The 21,810-nt window shown below is 76.4% G+C and carries 22 protein-coding genes and 2 pseudogenes; 7 read left to right on the top strand and 17 right to left on the bottom strand.

Annotated features, from left to right (window positions below; genetic code table 11):
• Window positions 1-17 precede the first annotated feature (17 nt).
• Window positions 18-332, bottom strand: a complete 315-nt coding sequence (locus RM780_RS09040; RefSeq protein WP_311630044.1) for a hypothetical protein — start codon at window positions 330-332, stop codon at window positions 18-20.
• A 215-nt stretch (window positions 333-547) separates the two neighbouring features.
• Between RM780_RS09040 and RM780_RS09035 the strand changes: the two genes are divergently transcribed.
• Both RM780_RS09035 and RM780_RS09030 read left to right on the top strand, forming a co-directional pair.
• Window positions 548-1,369, top strand: a complete 822-nt coding sequence (locus RM780_RS09035) for a helix-turn-helix domain-containing protein (RefSeq protein ID WP_311630043.1) — start codon at window positions 548-550, stop codon at window positions 1,367-1,369.
• Window positions 1,369-1,593 carry a DUF397 domain-containing protein gene (locus RM780_RS09030; protein ID WP_311630042.1) on the top strand — a complete coding sequence of 75 codons (225 nt, stop codon included), beginning with the start codon at window positions 1,369-1,371 and terminating at the stop codon, window positions 1,591-1,593. The genes RM780_RS09035 and RM780_RS09030 overlap by 1 nt, the downstream gene beginning before the upstream one ends.
• Window positions 1,594-1,693: 100 nt before the next feature.
• Here RM780_RS09030 and RM780_RS09025 read toward each other — a convergent pair whose 3' ends face one another.
• From RM780_RS09025 to RM780_RS09015, 3 genes are read right to left on the bottom strand one after another with little or no spacing between them, the layout of a single operon-like run.
• Entirely contained in the window at window positions 1,694-1,990 is a 297-nt protein-coding gene (locus RM780_RS09025; RefSeq protein ID WP_311630041.1) for a TFIIB-type zinc ribbon-containing protein, read from the bottom strand.
• A 36-nt stretch (window positions 1,991-2,026) separates the two neighbouring features.
• Window positions 2,027-3,094 (bottom strand): phosphotransferase family protein, encoded by a 1,068-nt coding sequence (locus tag RM780_RS09020; RefSeq protein WP_394812922.1) that lies wholly within the window; start codon window positions 3,092-3,094, stop codon window positions 2,027-2,029.
• Complete coding sequence (locus RM780_RS09015; protein ID WP_311630040.1) at window positions 3,091-3,915, bottom strand: TetR/AcrR family transcriptional regulator; 825 nt, start codon at window positions 3,913-3,915, stop codon at window positions 3,091-3,093. The genes RM780_RS09020 and RM780_RS09015 overlap by 4 nt, the downstream gene beginning before the upstream one ends.
• 40 nt (window positions 3,916-3,955) lie before the next feature.
• Between RM780_RS09015 and RM780_RS09010 the strand changes: the two genes are divergently transcribed.
• Window positions 3,956-4,849 (top strand): NAD(P)H-binding protein, encoded by an 894-nt coding sequence (locus RM780_RS09010; RefSeq protein ID WP_311630038.1) that lies wholly within the window; start codon window positions 3,956-3,958, stop codon window positions 4,847-4,849.
• 33 nt (window positions 4,850-4,882) lie between these two features.
• Here the strand turns inward: RM780_RS09010 and RM780_RS09005 are convergent, their stop codons facing one another.
• From RM780_RS09005 to RM780_RS08975, 7 genes are all read right to left on the bottom strand, one after another.
• Entirely contained in the window at window positions 4,883-6,004 is a 1,122-nt protein-coding gene (locus RM780_RS09005; RefSeq protein ID WP_311630037.1) for a potassium channel family protein, read from the bottom strand.
• A gap of 27 nt (window positions 6,005-6,031) precedes the next feature.
• On the bottom strand, window positions 6,032-7,447 hold the full coding sequence (locus RM780_RS09000; RefSeq protein ID WP_311630036.1) for a molybdopterin molybdotransferase MoeA: 1,416 nt from the start codon (window positions 7,445-7,447) through the stop codon (window positions 6,032-6,034).
• Window positions 7,444-8,397 carry an NTP transferase domain-containing protein gene (locus tag RM780_RS08995; protein WP_311630035.1) on the bottom strand — a complete coding sequence of 318 codons (954 nt, stop codon included), beginning with the start codon at window positions 8,395-8,397 and terminating at the stop codon, window positions 7,444-7,446. Before RM780_RS08995 ends, RM780_RS09000 begins: the two co-directional genes overlap by 4 nt.
• 350 nt (window positions 8,398-8,747) lie before the next feature.
• Window positions 8,748-8,960: a hypothetical protein gene (locus RM780_RS08990; protein WP_311630034.1), complete on the bottom strand. Its 213-nt coding sequence runs from the start codon at window positions 8,958-8,960 to the stop codon at window positions 8,748-8,750.
• Window positions 8,961-9,156: 196 nt separating this feature from the next.
• On the bottom strand, window positions 9,157-9,972 hold the full coding sequence (locus RM780_RS08985; RefSeq protein ID WP_394812921.1) for a TrmH family RNA methyltransferase: 816 nt from the start codon (window positions 9,970-9,972) through the stop codon (window positions 9,157-9,159).
• An 8-nt stretch (window positions 9,973-9,980) separates the two neighbouring features.
• Entirely contained in the window at window positions 9,981-11,327 is a 1,347-nt protein-coding gene (locus RM780_RS08980; RefSeq protein WP_311630033.1) for an HTTM domain-containing protein, read from the bottom strand.
• Window positions 11,324-12,286, bottom strand: coding sequence for a DUF5819 family protein (locus RM780_RS08975; protein ID WP_311630032.1), 963 nt, complete (start codon window positions 12,284-12,286; stop codon window positions 11,324-11,326). Before RM780_RS08975 ends, RM780_RS08980 begins: the two co-directional genes overlap by 4 nt.
• A 187-nt stretch (window positions 12,287-12,473) precedes the next feature.
• Between RM780_RS08975 and RM780_RS08970 the strand changes: the two genes are divergently transcribed.
• Window positions 12,474-13,622 carry an aminotransferase class I/II-fold pyridoxal phosphate-dependent enzyme gene (locus tag RM780_RS08970; protein ID WP_311630031.1) on the top strand — a complete coding sequence of 383 codons (1,149 nt, stop codon included), beginning with the start codon at window positions 12,474-12,476 and terminating at the stop codon, window positions 13,620-13,622.
• A 1-nt stretch (window position 13,623) separates the two neighbouring features.
• On the opposite strand, the pseudogene RM780_RS08965 reads toward RM780_RS08970, so the two are convergent.
• From RM780_RS08965 to RM780_RS08950, 4 genes and pseudogenes are all read right to left on the bottom strand, one after another.
• A pseudogene (locus RM780_RS08965) lies at window positions 13,624-14,310 on the bottom strand (IS110 family transposase); the annotation flags it as partial.
• A 331-nt stretch (window positions 14,311-14,641) separates the two neighbouring features.
• Window positions 14,642-14,980 carry a rhodanese-like domain-containing protein gene (locus tag RM780_RS08960; protein ID WP_311630030.1) on the bottom strand — a complete coding sequence of 113 codons (339 nt, stop codon included), beginning with the start codon at window positions 14,978-14,980 and terminating at the stop codon, window positions 14,642-14,644.
• 21 nt (window positions 14,981-15,001) lie between these two features.
• The gene (locus RM780_RS08955) at window positions 15,002-15,841 is read right to left on the bottom strand and encodes a J domain-containing protein (RefSeq protein WP_311630029.1); all 840 of its coding nucleotides are present in this window, start codon (window positions 15,839-15,841) and stop codon (window positions 15,002-15,004) included.
• A gap of 140 nt (window positions 15,842-15,981) precedes the next feature.
• A pseudogene (locus RM780_RS08950) lies at window positions 15,982-16,374 on the bottom strand (winged helix-turn-helix transcriptional regulator); the annotation flags it as partial.
• 116 nt (window positions 16,375-16,490) lie between these two features.
• Here RM780_RS08950 and RM780_RS08945 point away from each other — a divergent pair.
• A complete protein-coding gene (locus tag RM780_RS08945) occupies window positions 16,491-17,144 on the top strand; it encodes an FMN-dependent NADH-azoreductase (protein ID WP_311630028.1) in 654 nt (217 codons plus the stop codon).
• Between the two features lie 68 nt (window positions 17,145-17,212).
• Here RM780_RS08945 and RM780_RS08940 read toward each other — a convergent pair whose 3' ends face one another.
• Both RM780_RS08940 and RM780_RS08935 read right to left on the bottom strand, forming a co-directional pair.
• Window positions 17,213-18,565, bottom strand: a complete 1,353-nt coding sequence (locus RM780_RS08940) for an NAD(P)-binding domain-containing protein (protein WP_311630027.1) — start codon at window positions 18,563-18,565, stop codon at window positions 17,213-17,215.
• Window positions 18,558-19,925, bottom strand: a complete 1,368-nt coding sequence (locus tag RM780_RS08935; protein WP_311630026.1) for an ATP-grasp domain-containing protein — start codon at window positions 19,923-19,925, stop codon at window positions 18,558-18,560. Before RM780_RS08935 ends, RM780_RS08940 begins: the two co-directional genes overlap by 8 nt.
• Before the next feature lie 120 nt (window positions 19,926-20,045).
• Between RM780_RS08935 and RM780_RS08930 the strand changes: the two genes are divergently transcribed.
• Window positions 20,046-21,176: a glycoside hydrolase family 26 protein gene (locus tag RM780_RS08930; RefSeq protein ID WP_311630025.1), complete on the top strand. Its 1,131-nt coding sequence runs from the start codon at window positions 20,046-20,048 to the stop codon at window positions 21,174-21,176.
• A complete protein-coding gene (locus RM780_RS08925) occupies window positions 21,173-21,781 on the top strand; it encodes a TIGR03086 family metal-binding protein (protein ID WP_311630024.1) in 609 nt (202 codons plus the stop codon). The genes RM780_RS08930 and RM780_RS08925 overlap by 4 nt, the downstream gene beginning before the upstream one ends.
• The last annotated feature ends 29 nt before the right edge of the window (window positions 21,782-21,810 follow it).

Here is a 21,810-nt window from a genome sequence, read left to right as displayed (position 1 = left end):
GCACCGGACGCTACCCGTCAGAGGTAGATCTGGCGCCCGCAGCCCCGGCAGAACGTTTCTCTGTCCCGCGTCTCCAGCTCCCGGTGGTCGCACCGGTACGGCGCGGCCAGCTCCTCCAGGTCCCGGCGGCGCTCCTCCTCCCGCGCCAGCAGCATCAGTTCGGCGATGCACCGGCCGCAGGCGTACAGGTCGCCCTCCGCGACCGGCGTGCGCAGCGGGCCGATCCACAGCACCCTGACGTTCTCCCGGCGGCAGTAGAGCCAGCAGCGCCCGGTGACCCAGTCGCTCGCGCTGGGGGCGCGCAGACCGATCTGCACCGCGACCCCGCTCATGCCGCAGCCCCCTCCTGTGTGTGACGGCTCGTACTGAGAACCGCACGCCCTCCGCCGCGCTGCCCGCTGCCAGCCATGTGACCACTCCGTCCGACATGGGTACTTACCTTGCGTACTCCCACCATCACCCTCCGGGAACCCGAATGACAGGCTTTCGGGGTTTCCAGCCGGTCCGGAAAGTCAGAACTTCAGAAAGTCAGAAAGAAGACAGACAGGTGAACGTGTGTCCCGGCAGTGAATCCACCGACGGCTACGCCTATTTCGGCCTGGAGGTCAAAGAGGCGCGGCTGCACGCCAAGCTCACCCAGAAGGAACTCGCCGACGAGACGCACTATCAGCCCCCCTACATCAGCAAGGTGGAGAACGGCCTGCTGCTGGCGAGCGAGCAATTCGCCGTCGCCTGCGACCGCGTGTTCAACACCTCGGGTTTCTTCGCGCGCATGCGCGAGCGGATCTCCCGCCACGAACACCCGTCCTGGTTCGAGCCCTACGTGAAGTGGGAAGTGCAGGCCGAGACGATCCTCAACTACAGCGCAAACCTGGTCGCGGGCGTTCTCCAGACCGAGCGCTACGCCTACGCGATCTACCGCCACGCGCACCCCACCGCCTCCGAGCAGTGGGTGAAACGCAAGGTGGAGGCCCGGCTGCGGCGCCACGAGATCCTGGAGCGCCCCAACCCGCCACTCCTCTGGGTGATTCTGGACGAGTGCTGCCTGCGCCGCGTCATCGGCGGCCGGGAGGTCATGCGCGAGCAACTGGGGCGCCTGCTCTCCGAGGCGGAGTCCCCGCAGGTCACCGTTCAGGTGCTGCCGTTTTCCGCGGGAGCCCCGCCGGCCACCGAGAGCTTCATTCTCCTGACCTTCGCGGAGGAGGCGGGAGTGCTCTACGAGGAGTCCTGGACCGGCGGCCGTGTGATTGACTCTGCCGCGCAAGTGGCGGAGGCGTCAGCGGCCTACGATCGACTGCGGGCTGACGCCATGTCACCCGGCGATTCGCTGGCCCTCATCAAAAAGGTGATGTTGGAGGAGTACTCCTGATGAAGAGCACGATCGACCTCTCCGCGGCAGCGTGGGTCAAGTCCAGCTACTGCAGCGGAAACGGCGGCGAGTGCGTGGAATTCGCGCCGGGCGTCGCCGCGGCGTCCGGGGTCGTCCCCGTCCGCGACTCGAAGGACCTGCGCGGCCCGGTGCTCGCCTTCGCCGCCGGCGGCTGGGCCGGCTTCGTCTCCGCCCTCGCGGCGGGGGAGCTGGCCGCCCGCTAGGTCCGCGGCCGTCCGCGCCGCGGACCCTCGGAGGACAACGGTGCCCCGCCGCCCGACCGGGCGGCGGGGCACCGTCACGTCGTCGGGAGTCTCAGGGGGATCAGGAGGAGAAGAACAGGCCGGAGAGGCCGCCCTTGCGGCGGTGGTGGTAGTGGCCGCCGTGTCCGTGCTGGGGGGCGCCCCAGGCGGGTCCCTGCTGGTAGGGCTGCGCGGGCGGCGGAGGCGGCGGCGGGGCCTGGGGGGCGGCGGCCTGGGGCGACCACTGCGCCTCAAGCTGCGTGATGTGCTCCAGCTCGCCGTAGTCGAGGAAGATCCCCCGGCAGCCGCTGCACTGCTCGATCTGGACCCCGCTCCGGGTGTACGTGTGCATCGGGGCGCGGCACTTCGGACATTGCATGCTCGGCTCCATCGTTGATGTGGTGGCGTTCTCACCCTACGACAGGGCGGCGATCCGCAGGCAGGACTCCAGCAGAGCCAGATCCTGCTCCCCGGGCGGGCGGCCGTCGCGGGCGGAGCGGACGAGCGCGAGGGCCGCGTACTGCGCGGTGAGCGCGCGGGCCGGGCCGTCGAGCCAGGCCCACGGGTCCCCGGCGGGGCCGCCGCCCGCGGCCCGGTAGGCGCCCAGCAGCCGCTCCCAGTCGGCGCCGGGCAGCAGCCCGGCGGCGTACCAGGCGGCGGGCCGGGCCAGGTCCCAGGCGGGGTCGCCCACGCCCAGGTCGTCCACGTCGATCAGCCGCCAGTCCCCCTCGGGCGCGGGGTGCCGCACGAGCTGCCCGAGGTGGAAGTCCCCGTGGCAGAGGGCGCCGCCGGGTGCCTCCGGCAGAACGTCCGGGCTGGGGCCGGCGCTGTCCCCGGCCCGGTCCCCGGACCCGGCGTCGGCGGCGGCCTCCGGCAGAACGTCCGGCCGTTCCCCGGACCCCGGCTCGGCGGCCGGGGCGCCGGACGCCGCGGCAGCGCGTGCCTGCCCGGTCGCGGAGGCGGCGACGGTGGTGGCCAGGATCTGTTCCGCGGCCTCGCGGGCCTTCGCGTGGGCGGGGTCGGTGGGGGCGCGGCGGAGGCGGGCGAGGGCGCGCGCGGCGCGGGCGGGGGCACCGGCGGGGGGGCGGGGGCCGAGGGCGGCGAGGTCCGTGGCGTGGAGGCGGGCCAGCAGCGTTCCGGCCGCCTCCCACGGGACGGCGGCCGGGTCGACGGGCGCGCCGTAGGGCCAGCGGGTGACCGGGCGCCCGTCCGGGAGCCGGTCGGGGCGGGCGGGGCGCAGCGGGGGCAGCAGCACGTCCGCGAGCGCGGGCGAGGCGGCGGCCCGCAGCCGGGCGGCCAGCGTCCCAAGGTCCGTCCCGGCCGGGTGCGCCTTGGCCACGGCCTCCCCGACCCGCACCACGGTCACCTCTCCCCGGTCCGCCAGCACTTCCGGCTGCCCCGGCGGCAGCGACCGCGCCAGCGCGACGGGGGCGGAGGGGGCGTTGCCGGAACCGGGGGCGCTGCCCGCGTCCGGGGCGTTCACCGGCTTCCGCCGGGCCCGGCGGGTCCGGCGGGTCCGGCGGGTCCGGCCGCGGAGCGGCGCACGCACGCCTCGATGCCGTCGAGGAGCAGGCCGAGGCCGTGGCACAGCACGGCCGCGCGGGCCTCGGGGGCCTCCCGGTCGAGGCCGCCCGCGCGCCACAGCGCGGCCACGGCCGGGTACCGGGCCTCGTCGAAGTGGTCGCGCCAGAACGCCTGTCGCGCGGCCCACCACGCGTCCTCGGTCTGGCCGCTCTCCCGCTCGGCCTGCCCGGCCGCGGCCTCGGCCGCCGCCGTCGCGCCGACGAACGCGGCGACCGCCCCGGCCGTCGGCGAGACCCGGTCCGGCGGCAGGCCGATCCCGGCGAAGGCGGCGATCAGGAACTCCTCCTCCGCGAACGTGCCCGGCCCCAGCGGTGGCCGCACCGTGGAGACCTGGCCGAGCCAGGGGTGGCGGCGGTGCACCGCGCGCGTGCGCTCGGCGTACAGCTCGACCCGCGCGCGCCAGCCCTCGGGGGCCGGGTCGCCCGGCCCGGGGAGGGCGCGTTCGGCGAGCACCGCGTCGACCATCAGATCCAGCAGCTCGGCCTTGCCGGGGATGTGCGTGTAGAGGGACATGGTCCCGGCGCCCAGCTCCTCGGCGACCCGCTCCATCGACATGGCGGCCAGGCCGTCCCGGTCGGCGACCGCGACGGCCGCGGCCACGATCTGGTCCACCGCGAACCGGGGCCTGCGCCCCCGCGCCGGGCGGGCGGGGGCGGCGGCGCGGTGGCGCCAGAGCAGGTCGAGGGTCCGGGCCGGGTCGCCGGCGCCGCTGCGTTCCATGGCTTGATTCTATTTTCCCGTATGGCATACGGTAATAAGCATGCGCGTACTCATCACAGGAGCGACAGGACACGTGGGACGCCTGGTGGCCGCGGGAGCCGTGGCCGCCGGGGCACAGGTGCGGGCGCTGACCCGCGACCCCGGAGCCGCTGCGGCGCTGCTGCCGCCGGAGGCCGAGCGGGTGGCGGGCGACCTGCGCCGGCCCGAGGGACTGGCGGCGGCGCTGCGCGGGGTGGAGGCGCTGTACCTCTTCGCGGTCCCCGAGACGGCGGCCGAGGTGGTGGACGCGGCGAAACGCGCGGGCGTGCGCCGGGTCGTCACCCTCTCCTCGGGGGCGGTCACCTTCGGGATCGACACGACCTACCACCTGCCGGTGGAGCGGGCCGTGGAGGCCTCGGGGCTGGCGTGGACGCACGTGCGTCCCGGGGAGTTCATGCTGAACCGGCTCTGGACCTGGGGCCCGTCGATCCGCGCGGAGCGGACGGTGCGGGACCCCACGCCCGACGCGGCCTGGGCCCCGGTGCACGAGCGGGACATCGCGGAGGTCGCGCTGGCCGCGCTGCTGGAGGAAGGGCACGAGGGCGCCGCGTACACGCTCAACGGCCCCGGGACCCTCAGCCGCAGGGCCCAGGCGGAGGCCATCGGCGCGGCGCTGGGCGAGGAGGTCCGCTTCGAGCGGGTCACGCCCGAGCAGGCCCGCGAGGAGTACCGGGCGCTGGGCGGCTTCGCCGCGGAGCACGCCGACCTCCTGCTCGGCTTCCGCGACTACGACGGCTCCCCCGCCGACCCCTCCGAGTCCTCGGACTCCTCCGACCCCTCCGCCCAGGACGACCAGCCCTTCGGCGGCCCCCTCCCCACGGCGGCCGACGTCCTGCACCGCCCCGCCCGGACGTTCGCCCAGTGGGCCCACGACCACGCGGAGGACTTCCGCTAGCCCCCGCGGGCGGCCGAGGCCCCCCGGGGAAGGTCAACGGCGGGGAATGCGCCAGGTGCCCGGACCCCGGTCGGGGGGCTTGGGGGCGGGAGTGGCGGCCGTTTCCTCGGCGACGCGCTGGATGACGACGAGGCGGTCGGTGAGTTCGAGGCGGGCCGCGGCCGGGTCGTCGAAGGGGATCAGGCGGTGGCCGCGTATCACCGAGACGACCAGGTCCTCGCACTCCCGCGGCGAACGCCCGGCCTCGGCCCGGGTCACGGGCCGCTCCCGCAGCGACAGCCCCTGGCCGTGCTGGATCAGGTCCTCCATCACCGCGCCGCTGCTCGGGCTGATCATCGAGAGCCCGAGCAGCCGCCCCACCGCGCTCGCGCTGGTGATCACCGAGTCGGCGCCGGACTGCCGCAGCAGCGGGACGTTCTCCTCCTCCCGGACCGAGGCCACGATCCTGACCTTCTTGCTCAACTGCCGGACGGTCAACGCCACCAGCACGGCCGTGTCGTCCCGCTGGGTGGAGATGACCACCTGCCGGGCGCGGTCCGCGCGGGCGCGGACCAGGACGCCGCTGCGGGTGGCGTCGCCGATGACCCCGGCGTAGCCCTCGGCGCCCGCCTGCTCGACGACGGCGGCGCTGGGGTCGACGATGACGATGCGGTCCCGGTCCAGGCCGGCGCTGATCAGCGTCTCGGCCGCCGATCTGCCCTTGGTGCCGAAGCCGACGATGACGGTGTGGTCGCGCACGTTCTTCCTCCAGCGGGCCAGGCGCCACTCGATCCGGGTGCGTTCGGTCAGCACCTCCAGCGTGGTGCCGACCAGGATGATCAGGAACAGGACCCGTAGCGGCGTGATCAGGAAGGTGGTGATCATCCGCGCGCCGTCCGAGGCGGGCACCACGTCGCCGTAGCCGGTGGTGGAGAGCGAGACGGTGACGTAGTAGAGGACGTCCCCGAAGTCCACGTGGCCGTCGTGGTTGTCGGTGTACCCGCCGCGGTCCGCCCACACCAGCAGGACGGCCAGGCCGAGAACGCCCGTGGCCAGGGCGATGCGCTGGATCACCTGGGCGAGCGGGCCGGCCGTGCGGCGGGGGAGCTGGATGCCGTGCGACTGCTCGTCGGGGCGGGAGCGGCCGGGGCGGGGGCGGGGCGCGGGGAGTCTCATCGGGGCGGTGCGGCGGGGAAGGCCCGCTCAGGCGAGCGGGAGGTCGAGGAGGCGGACGCGGTCGCCGGAGGCGGCGCCCCCGGGCGGGATGACGGCCAGGGCCGAGGCGGCGGCGATGCCGCGCAGCATGGCGGGCCCGGCGTAGCTCAGCGGGCGGGCGCGGCCCGGCTCGGGGCAGGCGACCGGGACCAGCCGGGTGTCGCGGGGGTGGCCGCGGACCTCCTCGGTCAGCCGGGCCGGACGGGGCTCGGGCAGCGGCCGGTCCGCCAGGGCGTTCAGCAGCGGCGCGGCCAGCGTGAGCAGGCCGGAGACGGCGGCCAGGGGGTTGCCGGGGAGGCCCACCAGGGGCGTTCCGCCGGGGAGTTCGGCCAGCAGCATGGGGTGCCCGGGGCGGACGGCGACGCCGCTGACCAGGAGCTGGGCGCCCAGGCGCTCCAGGACGCCGCGCAGGTGGTCCACGGGCCCGGCGGCGGTGGAGCCGGTGGTGACGACGAGGTCGGCGCGGCTGCCGGCGACGGCCTCGTGCAGCGCGTCGGCGTCGTCGCCGATCCGGCGGGTGACGAGGACCTGCGCTCCGAGGGCGGTCAGCCAGGGGCCGGTCATGGGGCCGAGGGCGTCGCGGACGCGGCCGTCGTGCGGCAGGCCGCGGAAGAGCAGCTCGTCGCCGAGGATCAGCACCTCGGCGCGGGGCCGGGGGCGGACGGCTAGCTGGTCGTACCCGGCCGCGGCGGCCAGGCCGAGGGCGGCGGGGGTGAGGGCCGAGCGGGCGGGCAGCAGTTCGGCGCCGGTGCGGCACTCCTGGCCGCGCGGGCGGATGTCGGCCCCGGGCTGCGGGGTGGGGCCGCGCAGCTCGCCGTCCGCGGCCGTGCCGTGTTCGCTGCGCAGGACGGCGGTGGCGCCGTGGGGGAGCCGGGCGCCGGTGGCGATGGGAACGGCCTCCCCGTCCGTGAGCGGGGCGGAGGGCGGGGCGCTCCCGGCCAGCAGGCCGGGCCCGGGGGCCAGGCGCCAGGGGCCGGGGCCCGCCACGGCCCAGCCGTCCATGGCCGAGGTGTCGAACGCCGGCAGGTCGGTGAGCGCGGTCAGCGGCGCGGCCAGGGTGTGGCCGAGGGCCAGGTCGAGCGGGAGGCGGCGGGGCGGCAGCGGGCGGACGGCGCGGTGGGCGGTGGCCCGGGCGGTGTCCCAGCCGGGGGTGACCAGGCCGCCGTGGTCCTCGGGAGGCGGGGTGCGGCGCGGGCGGGCGAGGCCGGGCTCGCCGGGGGCCTGGGCGGGCGCCTCGGGGTCCTGACCGGGCGCGGCGCCGGGCGCGGGCGGTGCCGCGGGGGCGTGCGCGGGTGAACGCCCGGGGGCGGGCCGTCCCGGGGCCGAACGCCCGGGGGCGGCCGGGCCGGGCGGGTGCGGGCCGTTGGCCAGCGCGAGGGCGTCCTCGAACGCGTCGCCGCTCACGGGCGCGGCTCCCCGGGCCCCGCGCCGCCGGGCTCGGGCGCGCCGCCGCGCGGCAGGCCCCCGGGCCGCCCGGCGGGAGGCGCGCCCTCGGCGGCCTCCTCGCGCCAGCTCTCGGCCAGGGCCGAGACCTTGCGGGCGGCGTCGGCCGGGACGATGCCGTGCAGGGCCGCGGCGTAGCCGATGAGGAAGGTGGTCAGCGGCGCGGCCGGGCGGGCCACGCCGTGCGCGGCGTCGCGGGCGGCGTCGAGCAGCGCGGCGGTGTCCACGTCGGGATCGATGCCCAGTTCGGCCTTGACGGCGGCCAGCCATTCGTCCAGCACGGTCCCATCGTCCCTGATGCGGGCGCGGGCCGTGGCGATGTCCCCCCAGGTGTCGCAGTCGGGCCCGGCGGCCACCTCGACGCGGCGCAGCGCGAGGCCGCCCAGGACCAGCCGCAGCGGCAGCCCGGCCAGGGTGCCGTACTCGGCGGTGAGCAGGGCGAGTTCGCGGCGCAGCGGCTCGGTGCGGTAGACGGCGGTCAGGGGCTGGTCGCGGCCCTCGGCGTCGTGCGGGACGGCCGCGTCCGCGTCCGGGGGCAGCGCGGCGAGCAGCTCGCGCAGCGTCCCGGCGGCCAGGAACGGCTGGTCGGCGGCGAGCACCGCGACCACGGGCCGGACCACCTGGCGCAGCCCGGCGTCCAGAGCGGCCAGCGGGCCACCGCCCGGCGGGTCCTCGCGCGCCCAGCGGACCGGGTGAACGGTGGGGCGGCGCGGGCCGACCACGACGGGCGCGACGGCGCCCGCGCCGGCGCAGGCGGCGAGGACCCGGTCGAGCAGGGTCCGGCCGCCGACGCGGACGGCGGGCTTGTCCGCGCCGCCGAGCCGGCGGGCGGCGCCGCCGGCCAGCACGACGGCGTCCAGGGGCACGCCGGGAGGTGTCGGGCGTTCGAGCGGTGCCGGTGCCAGGGGCATGTGCGGCACGCTACCGCGCCCGGTGCCCGGACGGCAGGCGGTCTCCGGACGAGTGAGGCCCACAGGTGACCAACGGGGGGCGGGTGGAGGGGGAACGGGAGGCGCGCGGTGTGGCGTGCGGTCGCGGCGCGCACAGGCGGCACACGCCCCACACCGCCCCCCGCTCCGGTCGGCGTATCTTCACGCGGGCGGCAGGGCGTGCGGGCGCCGGGCCGGGGCAACTTTCCCCCGGGCGCGACGCCTTGCGGCGGCGGGGGCCGGACACCGCGGCGGGCGGGGCGGACGTTCCACGTGAAACGTCCCGGGCCGCGGGGCCGCCGTCCCGGCCGGTCCGCTCCGGGCCGACCGCCTCAGGCCGGGCGCCAGAAGCGCCACGTGGCGTCCAGCACGTCGGCGTTGCGCTGCTCGAACTCCGTGGCGGCGCGCACCAGCTCGCGGGGGCAGTCCCACGGGCGGCCCGCGCTCAGCGGGCGCAGCCGCAGGCGGGGTCCCGCCCGCCCGACGACGCGGCCCACCCGGCCGCTCCGCAGGTCCACCACGCACGCCCCGTCTGCCCAGGACATCGCGGCTCCCTTGTGTCCGTACGTCATCCTCGTGCGGGTCCACTGTGCGCGCGTTCCGTATCGGCGAGTTACGAGTTTCCGCCGCTTTGCGCAACAGAAAACTCCTTCGGGGGACGCCCGCCGGGTGAGACCTGCGCAGTCGTTCGAGGGGTGGCCGTGCGCTCCCGCGCGGGCCGGGCCCGGCGGCGGAGAGGCGTCAGCGGCGGGCGTCCTGAGGCGTGGCGAGCCAGTGGTAGAGGGCCATGGCCACGCTGGTGGCGAGGTTGTAGCTGGAGACGCCGGGGCGCATCGGGAGCGCGAGCAGGACGTCGGCGCGCGCCCGCAGCGCGGCGGACAGCCCCGAGCGTTCCGAGCCGAACGCCAGCAGCGCGCCGGGCGCGAGCGAAGCGGCCCGCAGGTCGGTGCCCTCCGGGTCGAGCGCGTACAGCGGGCGGCCGGGCGGCAGCGCGTCGAGGCCGGGGAGGCGGCTGACGGGCGTGGCCCAGTGCAGTCCGGCGGCGGCGCGCAGGACGGCGGGGTGCCAGGGGTCGGTGGTGCCGGTGGTGAGGATCCCGGCGGCCCCGGCCCCGGCGGCGACCCGGACGACGGCGCCGAGGTTGCCCAGGTGGCGCGGATCCTCCAGCAGCACGACGGGCGCGGGGGAGTCCGGCTCCGGGGCGCGCGGCGCGGGCGCGGCCAGGGCGGCGACGCCCGTGGGGTGCGGGCGGGGCACCAGCTCGCGCAGCGTCGCGGCGGAGACCGGGGTGAGCAGGCGGGCCAGCGGCCCGAGCAGGTCGGGGGCCAGGTCCCGCGCGAGCGCCAGCGCGGCCCCGGGGCCGTCCGCGGGCCCGCGGGAGGCCGGGGGAGCGGCGACGGCCAGGTGCACCGCGGCGCCGAAGCGCAGGGCGTGCTTCAGCGCGTGGAAGCCGTCGAGCAGCACCGCGCCGCCCTCCCCCGCCAGCGCGCGCCAGGTCTCCCGGAGGCGCGCCTCGTCCCCGTCCCCCGGGGGGCTCCCGGCCTCCGGGCAGGTCACTTCTCGGGTCACTTCTCGGCCCAGGCCGGCGGCCGTCCGCCGGTGGACGCCGCCGCGGGGGCCGGGCCCGCCTGCGCGGGCACGGCCGCCGCACCGGGGGCGTTCCGGCGCAGCCTCCGGCGGACGGGCTCGGTGGCGCGCTGGGAGCGCGAGCCGAGCCAGAGCAGGAAGGCGGTGGGCAGGAAGACGCTGTCCATGGCGATCATGGCCATGGAGAAGAACGGCAGGCCGAGCAGCACGGCGATGCCGATGTGCTCGCCCATCAGCAGGACGATCAGGACGTTCTTGGCGCGGCGGTTGAGCAGCGTGAAGGGGAAGGCGACCTGCATGAAGACGGTGCCGTAGGTGAGGGCGGTGACGATCAGCCCGCTGCCGGTGAGGATGCCGCTCAGCTCGGGCCAGGCGTTGAAGTAGTCCAGCTCCATCGGGTAGTAGGAGGCGGTGCCGTCCTGCCAGCGGGAGCCCTGGATCTTGTACCAGCCGGCCGTCGAGTAGATGATGCAGACCTCGGCCATGATCACCAGCAGGGCGGCGTTGTGCGTCAGGTTGCCGAGGATGTCGGCGACGATCCGCGGCTCGCCGGGCGCGTGCCGCCGCACCAGCCACCAGAAGCCGTGCACCAGCCACATCCCGGCGAAGAAGGCCGCCCACACCGGGCTGTCCAGCTTCCCCGTCAGCAGGGCGGCGAGGAGCAGCGCGCCGAGCACGGCCCACAGCGCGATGCCGACGGGGTCGTCGGTGGGGTGCCGCCCGGCCTGGGCGCGGCGGGCCCGGCGGCGGGCGTCCAGGGACCAGACCTGGCCGCAGCGGGTGAGGACCAGGTAGAGCGCCATCAGCTTGATGACGTTGTCCCCGCCGTCGCCCATGAAGACGCTGCGGTTCTGGAGGGACAGCACGCCGATCATGAACAGCATCGAGGAGGCGCGGGTGCGCCAGCCCAGCAGCAGCGCGACGCAGGCGGCCATCGTGAGGTGGTAGATCAGCTCGAACCACGGCAGCGCGTCGGACCACAGCAGGATCGTGAAGGCGCCGTTGCTGTCCACGAAGCGGGTGGCGAGGTCGTAGCCCCAGGGGCTGTCGGGGCCGTAGAGCTCGTGCCGGTGCGGCCACTCGCGGACCAGGAAGACCAGCACGGTGACGGCGAAGCCGATGCGGACCACGGCGGTCTGGTGGGCGCCCAGAGCGCGGCGGGTGATGTGGCCGATGCCGCGCAGCAGGGCGGCGTCGAAGCGCTCGCCGAGGTTGCGGAACGGCGAGGGCGGGGGCGCGTCGCCCGGGCGCGGGGCGGTGCGCTGCGGGGCGCCGGCCTGCGGGGCCTGCTGCCCCGAGGGGCGCGGGGCCGGGATCCGGGTCACTTCTCCCCCTCCTCGGCGGCGTCCTCGGCGGCGCTCCCGTCGGCGGCCTCGCCGTCCTCGCCGCGGTCGGTCCCGTCCTGCGCGAGCGTCCCGCGCGGCAGGTCCTCGGTGGTCACGACCCACCAGTTCAGCTCGTCGTACTGCGGCGAGGTGTCGAAGTCCTCGGGCCGCCAGGACGGGGCGGGCACCCGCGTGATCACCGACCTCAGCTGCACGCGTTCCACCGCGTCCAGGTCGTAGCCGCGCTCGCCGAGGCGCAGCAGCGCGATCCGGTGCACGTAGGCGGCCGAGACCTCGCCGCGCAGGCCGATGGGGTCGCCGTCCTCGTCGTGCGAGCCGCTGTAGAAGTCCCAGGCGCGGCGCAGGGTGTTCTGCGCGCTGTGGCTGGGGAGCGGGGTGTGCTGGATCTCCTCGACGTCCATCGCGGTCAGGTCGATCCAGTCGGTGACCCGGCGGACGCCGTCGCCGCCGCGTATCTCCGCGCGGACGTGGACGGCCTCGTTGCGCTGCACGGGGTTCGGGGCGAACAGCCTCCAGTTCTGCTCGAACTCCGGGTAGACGTAGCCGCGGACCGTCTCCTCGTACTCCTCGCTGATGTCGTTGGAGGGCGCGACGAAGAGGAAGACCATCGCCAGGTGCCAGAGGGTGAAGCCGCCCAGGGCGGTCAGCGCGGTGCCGACGATCAGGCGGGCGGGGACGGAGAGCGCGGTCAGGCGCACGGTCTCGGTGTCGGCGTGGGCCAGGTCCTCCGCGCCCTCACCGACAGCGGGTGCAACGGCCGCGGCGGGCGTGGTCGGCGCGGCCGGGGCCGGGTCCGCGGCGGGCGCGGCGGCCTCCTCGGGAGCGCCCGGGGGGCCCGGGGCCTCGCCCGCGGGGTCCGGGGGTGAGGCGTGGGCGTGCTCGGGTCCGGCCTTCTCCGGCCCGTCCGCCTCGGACGGGCCCGGATCGGATGGCAGCATGCTCGGTCCGCTCCCCCAGGGTTCGTCGCGCGGCTCCGCGCGACCGACGCTTGACCCGAGCACCGTACCTGCCCGGCGCCCGCGGTGACACGCCGGTGCGCGGCGGGACGTTTCGCCGCCTCCCGCGGGAACCGCCCGCGCGCCGCCCCGCCTACCCCCGCCGCGCGGGCCGTGGGAATGTTGCCGCATGAGCCGCGCGAGCAGCGAGACCTCGATCTTCACGGAGATGACCGAGCTGGCCCGGCGCACCGGCGCCGTCAACCTCGGCCAGGGCGTTCCCGACCTGGACTCGCCCCCGGCCCTGCTGGCCGGCGTCTCGGCGGCGGTGCTGGCGGGCCGCAACCAGTACCCGCCCGCGGCCGGCCACCCCGCGCTGCGCGCCGCCGTGGCCGCGCACCAGCGGGCGCACTACGGCCTGGACTTCGCGCCTGAGGCCGAGGTGCTGGTGACCACGGGCGCGACGGAGGCGCTGGCCGCGGCCTGCCTGGCGCTGACCGGCCCCGGCGACGAGATCCTCACCCTCGACCCGGCCTACGACGCCTACCCCGCCGACGCCCGGCTCAGCGGCGCCCGCCTCGTCTCCGTCCCCCTGACCCTGGACGGCGACGGCTTCGCGCTGGACGCGGACGCCCTGGCGGCGGCGGTCACCCCCCGCACCCGCCTGCTCCTGCTGAACTCCCCGCACAACCCGGCCGGAAAAGTCCTCGACGACGCCGAGCTGGCCGCCGTCGCGGAGCTGTGCCGCGAGCGCGACCTGACGGTGGTCACCGACGAGGTCTACGAGCACCTGGTCTACGACGGCCGGCACCGGCCGATCGCCACGCTGCCCGGCATGCGGGAGCGGACGCTGACGATCTCCTCGGCCGGGAAGACATTCAACGTCACCGGCTGGAAGGTGGGCTGGATCACCGGCCCGGCGCGGCTGGTGGCGGCCGTGGCCTCGGTCAAGCAGTGGCTGACGTACGCCTCGGGCACGCCGTACCAGGAGGCCATCGCGCTGATGCTGGGCGAGGTCGGCCCGTGGGCGGCGGGGCTGCGCGCGACGCTGCGGGCGCACCGGGACCTGCTGACGGCCGGGCTGGCGGAGGCCGGCCTGCGCCCGCTGCGCGCGGAGGCCGGGTACTTCGTGCAGGCGGACATCCGGGGCTGGGGCGCGGCGGACGGGCTGCGCTTCTGCCGCGAGCTGCCGGAGCGGGCCGGGGTGGTCGCGATCCCGACCTCGGCCTTCCGGCAGGGCGAGGACCCGGCGCCGTGGCTGGTGCGCTTCTCCTTCTGCCGCCGGGCCGAGCCCCTGCGCGAGGCGGTGGAACGCCTGGCCAAGGCGGCTTCCCAATGACGTCGCCGACGACGGCGGTGTGCTGCCGCCCGGCCGCTTCCACCGCGGCCTCGGCCAGGGTGTCGGCGCCGCGGACCTTGCGGTTGCGCAGCCAGTCGGCCAGGCGGTTGGTCCCGGTGCGGCGGATCGCTGCCGGGGCCTGGTAGCCCGTCAGCAGGACCAGCGGGCCGGCTTTGGTGACGTCCAGAGCGCGTTCGAGGGCGGGGAACATGCTGGTCGGCGTCGAGCGGAGTCGGTTGACCGTCCGGGTGCGGTTGGCGACCAGGTCGATGCGGTGGCCGGTCAGCAGCCTCAGCTCGATGGTCGTCTCGTCGCCGGGGCGGATGGGTTGCAGGTCCTTGCGCACGCGGGCCTGGTCGGCGACCACACGGGCGTCGCGGGCGTCGGTCTTGCCCTCGCCCCGGCAGGCGTCACTCGCTCGGTTGACCACTCGTCCGGGGACGTAGAGGAGTTCCTGGCCATGGTTGACCAGCAGAGCGATCAGCAGACCCGGCTCACCGCCGGTCATGTCGATGGCCCAGGTGGCTTTGTCATCAGCGGCCAGGGCGAGCACATCGCCCAGGAGCTGGAGCAGCTCGGGCTCGTCGTTGGCCACGCGGCGGGACAACAGCATGTCGCCCTCGGCGTCGACGACCAGGCAGTGGTGGTGGGTCTTGCCGCTGTCGACCCCGGCCCATATCCGGCTCATCGTGCTCCCGTCGCCCGCTCGTGCAGTGCGTACCACGGACGACCTCGCCGGCATTGCTCTACGCAGCGACCTTCTCGCACTTCCCAATCGGCGGCCGAGTCGTCGGGGGGAGCCGGGCGGCCAAGCCACCTGAGCCACGAACGGCAGCGCCGTGAAAGCCACACCCGACTCCCCAGGGTGAGCCAACCCTACGAATGGCCCGCTCAGCCCGGACAGAAAGGTAGAGCGCCGTGAACGCGCGTGCCGTCGGCCGCGGCGCGCCGTGAACGCCCGGACGGGCGCCCGCCCCGGACGTTGCCCCTCGGAGCGGGCGGCCGTTCGCGGGGAGCCGTCAGAGGACGAACGGCTGCTGCCCGGCGTCGCTGACCAGGGGGCGGCCGGCAGCCTCCCAGGCGTGCAGGCCACCGTCGACGTTGGCCGCGTCCAGGCCCTGCTGCACCAGATACGCGGTGACCTGTGCGGACCGGCCGCCCACCTTGCACAGGACGTACAGCCGCCCCTCACCGGCGTGCTCGGTGATCTCGGGAAGCCGCTCGACCACCTCCCCGATCGGGATGTGCAGCGCGCCCTCGGCGTGCCCGGCAGCCCATTCGGCGGGCTCGCGGACGTCGAGCAGCGGCGCGCCCGCGGGCACGGTGTCGGCCGTGACGGTCGGCAGTGCGAAGCTCATGACCCCGACCCTACTCCCGCGTCACCGCGGGCCCGGAGCCGCGCCTCCGCCGCCCAGCAGGGCGGCCAGCTCGGCCTCCCGGGCGGCGATCCGCTCACGCAGGCCGAGGGCGATCTCGGTGAGCATGGCGTCCGGGTCCTCCCCCGCCATCCGCAGCATCGAGCCGATCGCGCTGCCCTCAAGCGCGGCGGCGGCGTCCGCCAGCAGTTCCTTGCGCCGGGCCAGCCACTCCAGGCGGGCGGCCAGCTCCTCCCCGCGGGTCAGCTCGTCCGGCGGCTCGGGCGGGTGGCCGCCGGTGCGCTCCCACTCCTCGGCCAGGGCGCGCAGCGCCTCGGCATCGCCGTGGGCGTACGCCTGGTTCACGCGGACGAGGAAGGCGTCGCGGCGATCGCGCTCGGCCGGGTCGGCGGCCAGGTCGGGGTGGCAGGTGCGGACCAGCTCGCGGTAGACCGCTCGGGCCTCCTCGCCGGGCCGCACGCGGGGCGGGGGCTGCACGGCCTGCCCGGTGAGCATGGCGTAGCCCTCGGGCGAGTGGCCCTCGGAGTCGAGCCAGCCGTGGAACAGCTCGGACACGCGCGGCATGGGGGCGATCGCGGCCCGGGCCTCGGCCGCGCGGGCCACGTCGGCGGGGTCGCCGGTGCGGGCGGCCACCGCCTCGGCGACGCGGGCGTCCAGCTCCTCCAGGCGGGCGTAGAGGGGGCCGAGGCGCTGCTCGTGCAGCCGGGAGAAGTTCTCCACCTCGATCCGGAAGGTCTCCACGGCGATCTCGAACTCGATCAGCGCCGTCTCGGCGGCCCGCACCGCCTGCTCAAGCCGCCGCGTCGCGTCCCGCGCCCGGTCGTCGTCCGTCGTCTCGGTCACCGGGACAGCGTAGGGCCCGCGCGGGCTGCGTCCGGGGCGTTCCCGGCGGAGGCGGGCCCGGCGGGGGCCGTGCCGGGGGGCTCGGCGGGGGCAACGCCCTCGGCCGGGGCGCTCCCGTCCGCGGCCGTCGGCGGAACCTGGGGGCAGGAACCCTTGGCGCCCTCCAGGTGGGCCTCGGCCCAGCGCGTCAGCTCGATGAGGGCGGTGCGCAGCTCCTCGCCGGCGGTGGTCAGCCGGTAGCTGACGCGCAGCGGCGGGCCGCCGTGGACCTCGCGGCTGACCAGGCCCTCGGCGGCCAGCTCGCTCAGGCGGTCGGAGAGCATGCGCTCGCTGATGCCGGGAACGGCCCGCTTCAGCTCGGTGAAGTGCCCCGGACCGCCCATCAGCGCGGCGATGACCAGGCCGGTCCAGCGCTTGCCCAGCAGCCCGAAGACTCTCTGGACGGCGGAAGCGGGCTCGCTGCACAGCCGCCCGGCTTCCTGGCAGTCGGCGGACGGAACGGTTGTGTCCTGGTTCTGCCGCGCTCCGCTCATGTGTCCACCTTATCCGATCCTTATCGAAAGGTAGCTGGTGCAGAAAAGTAAGTCAGTGTGGTATCACTATCTACGAACGTCCTTGCAGCCGATTATCCGCACACAGGAGGACCACCATGGCCACGCTGCTGCACATCGACTCCTCGCTGAACGGCGACGCCTCGGTCTCGCGCGAGGTCACCCGCACCTTCCGCGAGGCCTGGGAGGAACTGCACCCGGGCGGCACGGTGATCTACCGGGATCTCGCCGCGGACCCGCTGCCGCACCTCTCCGGCCTGGCCTACCACGCGCAGTCCGTGCCGGACGCGGAGCAGACCCCGGAGCAGCGGGCGGCCTTCGCCCCGCGCCTTGAGGTGGCCGCCGAGGTGGAGCGCGCCGACGCGGTGCTGATCGGCGCCCCGCTGTACAACTTCTCGCTGCCCTCCACGCTGAAGACCTGGCTGGACTACCTGATCATGGTCGGCCGCAACGCCTACGTGGAGAACTCCCCGCTGGCCGGCAAGCGGGTCACCGTGGTCACCAGCCGCGGCGGCTCGTACGCCAAGGGCACCCCGCAGGAGGGCAACGACTACCTCCACCCGTACCTGGAGTACCTGCTGGGCGGGGCGCTGGGCATGTCGGTGGAGTTCATCGTCCCCGAGCTGACCCTGGCCCGGATCGTCCCGGCCATGTCGGGGCTCATCGAGCAGGCGGACGCCTCCCGCGCCCAGGCGCACGAGGACGCCAGGTCCCGCGCGAAGGCGCTGCTCGCGGAGCTGGGCGCGGCCTGAGGCCGAGCCCGTCTCCGTCCCCGGTCCCGCCACGGCGCGGCGCGGGCGGGGCCACGCCGTGGCGGCCGTTACGAGTCCACCGCGTGCGCCCGGGGCGCGGAGCCGGCCGGACGCGCCGGGCGGGCCGGGCGGGCCGCCCCCGCCGGACGCGGGGCCGGGGACGGCAGCGGGGCGCGCTGCACTGGCGCGGGGCGGGCGCCGGGGGGCATCCGCAGGCGTCGGCGCAGCCCGCGCACCAGGCGTTCGGCCGTGAACCCGGCCCCGTGCACGAACCGCATCGCCGGCCCGAAGCAGGGCGCGGAGGGCAGCCCGGCCAGGTAGAGCCCCGGCCAAGAGGACTCGAAGCTCGCGGAGAGCAGCGGCGCCCCGGTCCCCGGCACCGTGCGCAGCCCCGCCGTCAGCGCCGGGCCCAGCAGCCCGGCCAGCCGCTCCAGGTCCGGAACGAACCCGGTGGCCGCGATCACGTGGTCCGCCTCGATCACCGCGCCGCGCCCGCCCCCGGCCGTCTCGAACTGCAGCCGCGCCCGCCCGTCCCGGGTCGGCCCGGCCGAGAGCAGCCGGTGCCCCAGCCGCACCGGCACGACGCCCTCCACCCGCTCCCGCAGCCACCACGCGCCGGCCGGGCCGAGGGCGTTCGAGGCGATGTGCGCCCGCGCCCCGGGCGGCAGCCGCCGCACCGCCGCCGGCAGCTCCGACCACACCCAGCTCGGCCAGCCCCGGCCCAGCGCGCTGACGGGCGCGTGCAGCGTGGCGGCGCGCGTCCAGGCGTTGCGGGGCAGAGGGCGCGGCGGGGTGTTCCACCGCAGGGACCCGGCACGGGCCAGGAGGACGGGCCGCGCCCCGCCCTCGGCCAGCAGAGCGGCCGTTTCCAGCGCGGCCTGCCCCGCGCCGAGCACGGCCACGTCGCGGTCCTCGAACGGCGCCAGGTCGCCGTGGGCGCTGCTGTGCCCCGCGAGCCCGGCCTCGCACAGCTCCGCGAGCTGCCGGGGCACGTGGACGAACGGCAGCACGCCGACCGCCAGCGCGACGTTCCGCGCCCGCACGGGGTCGCCCGCCCCGGCGCGCACCAGGAAGCCGTCCGGCTGGCGCACCACCGTGGTGACCTCGCGCTCCTCCACCGGCACCGGCAGTTGCCCGGCGAACCACAGGCCGTAGGCGGTGAAGGTCTCGATGGGCAGGGGTCTGCCGTGGGCGGCGCTCAGGCCCCGCGCGGCGCAGTAGGCGGCCAGCGTGCCGGCGCCCTCCGGGTCCGAGAGGTCGGAGGCCCACGGCTCGGACTTCAGGAACATCCCCGAAGGCATGTGGTCCCGCCAGGAGGCCATCGGGCGGCCGAACACCCGCACGTCCAGCCCCGCCGCGACGGCGTGCGCCGCGATCGACAGCCCGTAGGGGCCGGCTCCCACCACGACCAGGTCATGCATCACGCGTCATCCTTCTTCTTCTCTCGGGTCTTCCCTCTGGGGGTCTGTCGGTCCTCGCGTGCTCCGTCCCGCCCGCTCCCCCGGCCCCGCCGCCGCCCCGCAGCTCCCGCGCCCGCCGGAGGCAGCCGCGCGCCATGGCGAGGAACGGCCGCGGGTCGTCCGCCGCGAACCAGGCCCACTCCACCTCCCGGCCCGGCCCCCGCGAACGGCCGCCGCCGCTGTCGTTGGCGCCGCCCGTCCCGCCGCCGTCCCCGTCCAGGGGCGGGTCCGCGGGGAAGCGCGGGCGCGGCGGCCCGCCCCGCGCCCGGGTCAGCGCGGCCAGCAGCCGGTAGTTCTCGGCGACGAAGACCCGCGGGGCGCTCGGCGGGCTGGCCGCCACCGCCCGCCCGGTCAGGTCCAGGTGGAGCGCGCGGACCACGTCCAGGCCCTCGGCGTCGGTGAGCAGCCGGAACTGCGCGCCCGGGCGCGGGTTGAAGTCGAGAAGGTGGTAGGCGCCGGTCGCCGCGTCCCGGCGGAAGTCCAGGTCGAGCACGCCCCGGTAGGCGAGGCGCTCGGCCAGCAGCAGCGCGGACCGGGTGACCTCGGGGTTCGGCAGGCGGCGGCCCACCGCCGTCAGGCCCGAACCGGCAGGCCAGGACACGTCCTTGCGCCCGGTGCCGCCCAGCAGGCAGGTGCCGCCCGCGCCGAAGCACCCGTGGAAGAACCAGTCGGCGCCCGGCCCCCCGGGCACCAGCCGCTGGAGCAGCAGGCGGCTGCCGGCGCGCGGCGTCTGCTCGTACAGCCGCCCGGCCTGGTCGGCGGTGGTCACCAGCGTGGTGCTGCGCAGCGGGCCGCCGGGCGGCAGGAGCCAGGGGCGGCTCCACTTGGCGATGACCGGCAGGCCCAGGGCGCGGGCCGCGGCGGCGGCCTGCGCGGGCCCCTCGGGGACCACGGTGGGCGGGTGGGGGAGGCTCAGCTCGGCGCACAGGGCGGCCAGCGCGGCCTTGTCGGCGGCGCGTTCGACCAGGCCGTCGGGCTGGTCGGGGAGCAGGAACGGCCCGCGCAGCCGGGCGGCCAGGCGGGCGGCGGTGATGGCCCCGGCGTCGTCCATCGGGATCAGCACGGCCGGGCGGCCGATGCGGGCCGCGGCGGCCAGCAGCGCGCGTTCCACGTCCGCCGCCGAGCCGGCGTCGCCGGGGAAGCGGTGGCCGTGGCGCAGGTAGCGCGAGCGCGCCAGGGGCACGCCCGCGGCCTCGACGAAGGCGTGCACCTCGACGCCGGCCCGGCCGAGGGAGCGGATGGCCCCCAGGGAGCCGTGGTGGAAGGGATTGCGGTCCAGCCGCAGCAGCAGCGCGGGCACCCGGGTGTCGAGCTGAAGCATGGAACGATCTTCAACGGCCGCGCGGGGGCGTTTCCTCAGGAGAGGGGCGGCTTCCTCGATCGGGCGAACGGAAAGCGTTCGCCCGGCGCATTCGGAGGATCGTCTGCTTAGTGTCGGAGCATGCCGGTATCTCACGTATGTGCCGCCTTGGGCGCCGCGCTCCTGCTGACGGCGGCCGGGTACGCCCCGGGGGCGGCGGGGGCGGGCGTCGGGGAGACGTCCGGGGCGGGGGCAACGTCCGGGGCAGGGGCCGCCGGGTCCGCGGCCGTGCCGGGGCCGGGGCCGGTGCCGGGTCCCGGGGGCTCGGCCTTCGGGGCGTTCCTCGGCTCCGGCCCCGAAGGCATCGCGCGCTCGGGCGGCCTCCAGGACTGGCTGGGCGGCGCCGAGATGCTCGTCGGCCACACCTACCTCCCGGGCGACCTGTGGTCCAACATCCGCGGCCGGGACGACTTCCTGCGCCCCTGGGCGGAGTGGCGGCGGGCGGACGAGGACCGGATCTTCGTGCTGAACGTCCCGATGCTGGAGCGCAACGAGGCCGGCCTGCCGGACGCCGAGGTGGCCGAGCTGCTGGACCGGGGCGCGGGAGGGGCGTTCGACCACCACTTCCGCGCGCTGGCCGAGCGCCTGGTCCGGCTGGGCCTGGGGGACGCCGTGCTGGTCCTGGGCTGGGAGATGAACGGCACCACCTACACCCACCGCTGCGCCCCCGACCCCGAGGCGTGGCGGGCGTACTGGCGGCGGATCGTGGGGGCGATGCGGGAGGTGCCGGGGCAGCGGCTGCGCTTCGACTTCGCTCCGAGCCGGGGGCTCGACGCCATCGCCTGGGACCGGTGCTACCCGGGCGACGACGTGGTGGACATCGTCGGGATGGACTCCTACGACCAGCCGCCGGGGGCGTCGTTCGAGGACCAGGTCGAGCAGCCGTACGGGCTGGCCTTCCACGCCTCCTTCGCCGCAGGGCACGGGAAGCCGATCTCCTTCCCCGAGTGGGGGCTGTACCGGCGGGGGGACAACCCCGATTACGTGCGGCGGATGCTGGCCTGGATCGCGGAGCACCGGCCGCTGTACCACACCATCAGCGACTACTGCCCGCACGGCGTGTGGCGCTGTGCGGCGAACCCGGCCTCGGCGGAGGCGTTCCGCGAGGCGCTGGCGGAGGACGGCGGTACGGACGGGGAAACGGCGGACGGCGAAACGCGCGCTCCCGGGAGCGATGAGTCCGCGGCCCCGGCCGGGTCTGCACCGTCATGAGCGAAGAGACGAACGCGATGGCCGACCTGGGCCCGGTGGCGCGCGGCGTGGCGGGGCTGCTCGACGGGGTCGGCGAGGATCGCCTCGACGACCCGACGCCCTGCGAGGAGTACCGGGTGCGGGACCTGCTGCGGCACCTGCTGGGGCTGACGCTGGCCTTCCGTGCCGCGGGGCGCAAGGAGCTGGGCGAGTACACCCGGACCAACCCGGCCGACCCGGAATCGCGCCCGCCCTCCCTGGGCGGGGACTGGCGCGGGCGGCTGAGGGAGCAGCTGGAGGGGATGGCGGAGGCGTGGCGCGACCCGGCGGCCTGGGAGGGCACGACCGAGGCGGGCGGGGTCACGCTCCCGGGCGCGGTGGCCGGGCAGGTGGGGCTGAACGAGCTGCTGGTGCACGGCTGGGACCTGGCCGTCGCCACGGGGCAGCCCTACGCCTGCGACGAGGCGAGCGCGCGGGTGTCGATCGCCCTGCTGTCCCACGAGACGGACGACGCCGACCGCGACACGAGCGGCATCTTCGGCCACGTCGTCCCCGTGCCCCCGGACGCGCCCCTGCTCGACCGGGCCATAGCCCTCTCCGGCCGCCGACCCGACTGGACCCCCTGACCCCGCGCCCCGGTCACGCGCGAGCCGGA

Origin of the sequence: Streptomyces boetiae (assembly GCF_031845405.1) — a bacterium.
GTDB lineage: Bacteria > Actinomycetota > Actinomycetes > Streptomycetales > Streptomycetaceae > Streptomyces > Streptomyces boetiae.
The sequence above is the reverse complement of the archived record's forward strand: the minus strand, read 5'-3'. Positions and strand labels throughout refer to the sequence as shown.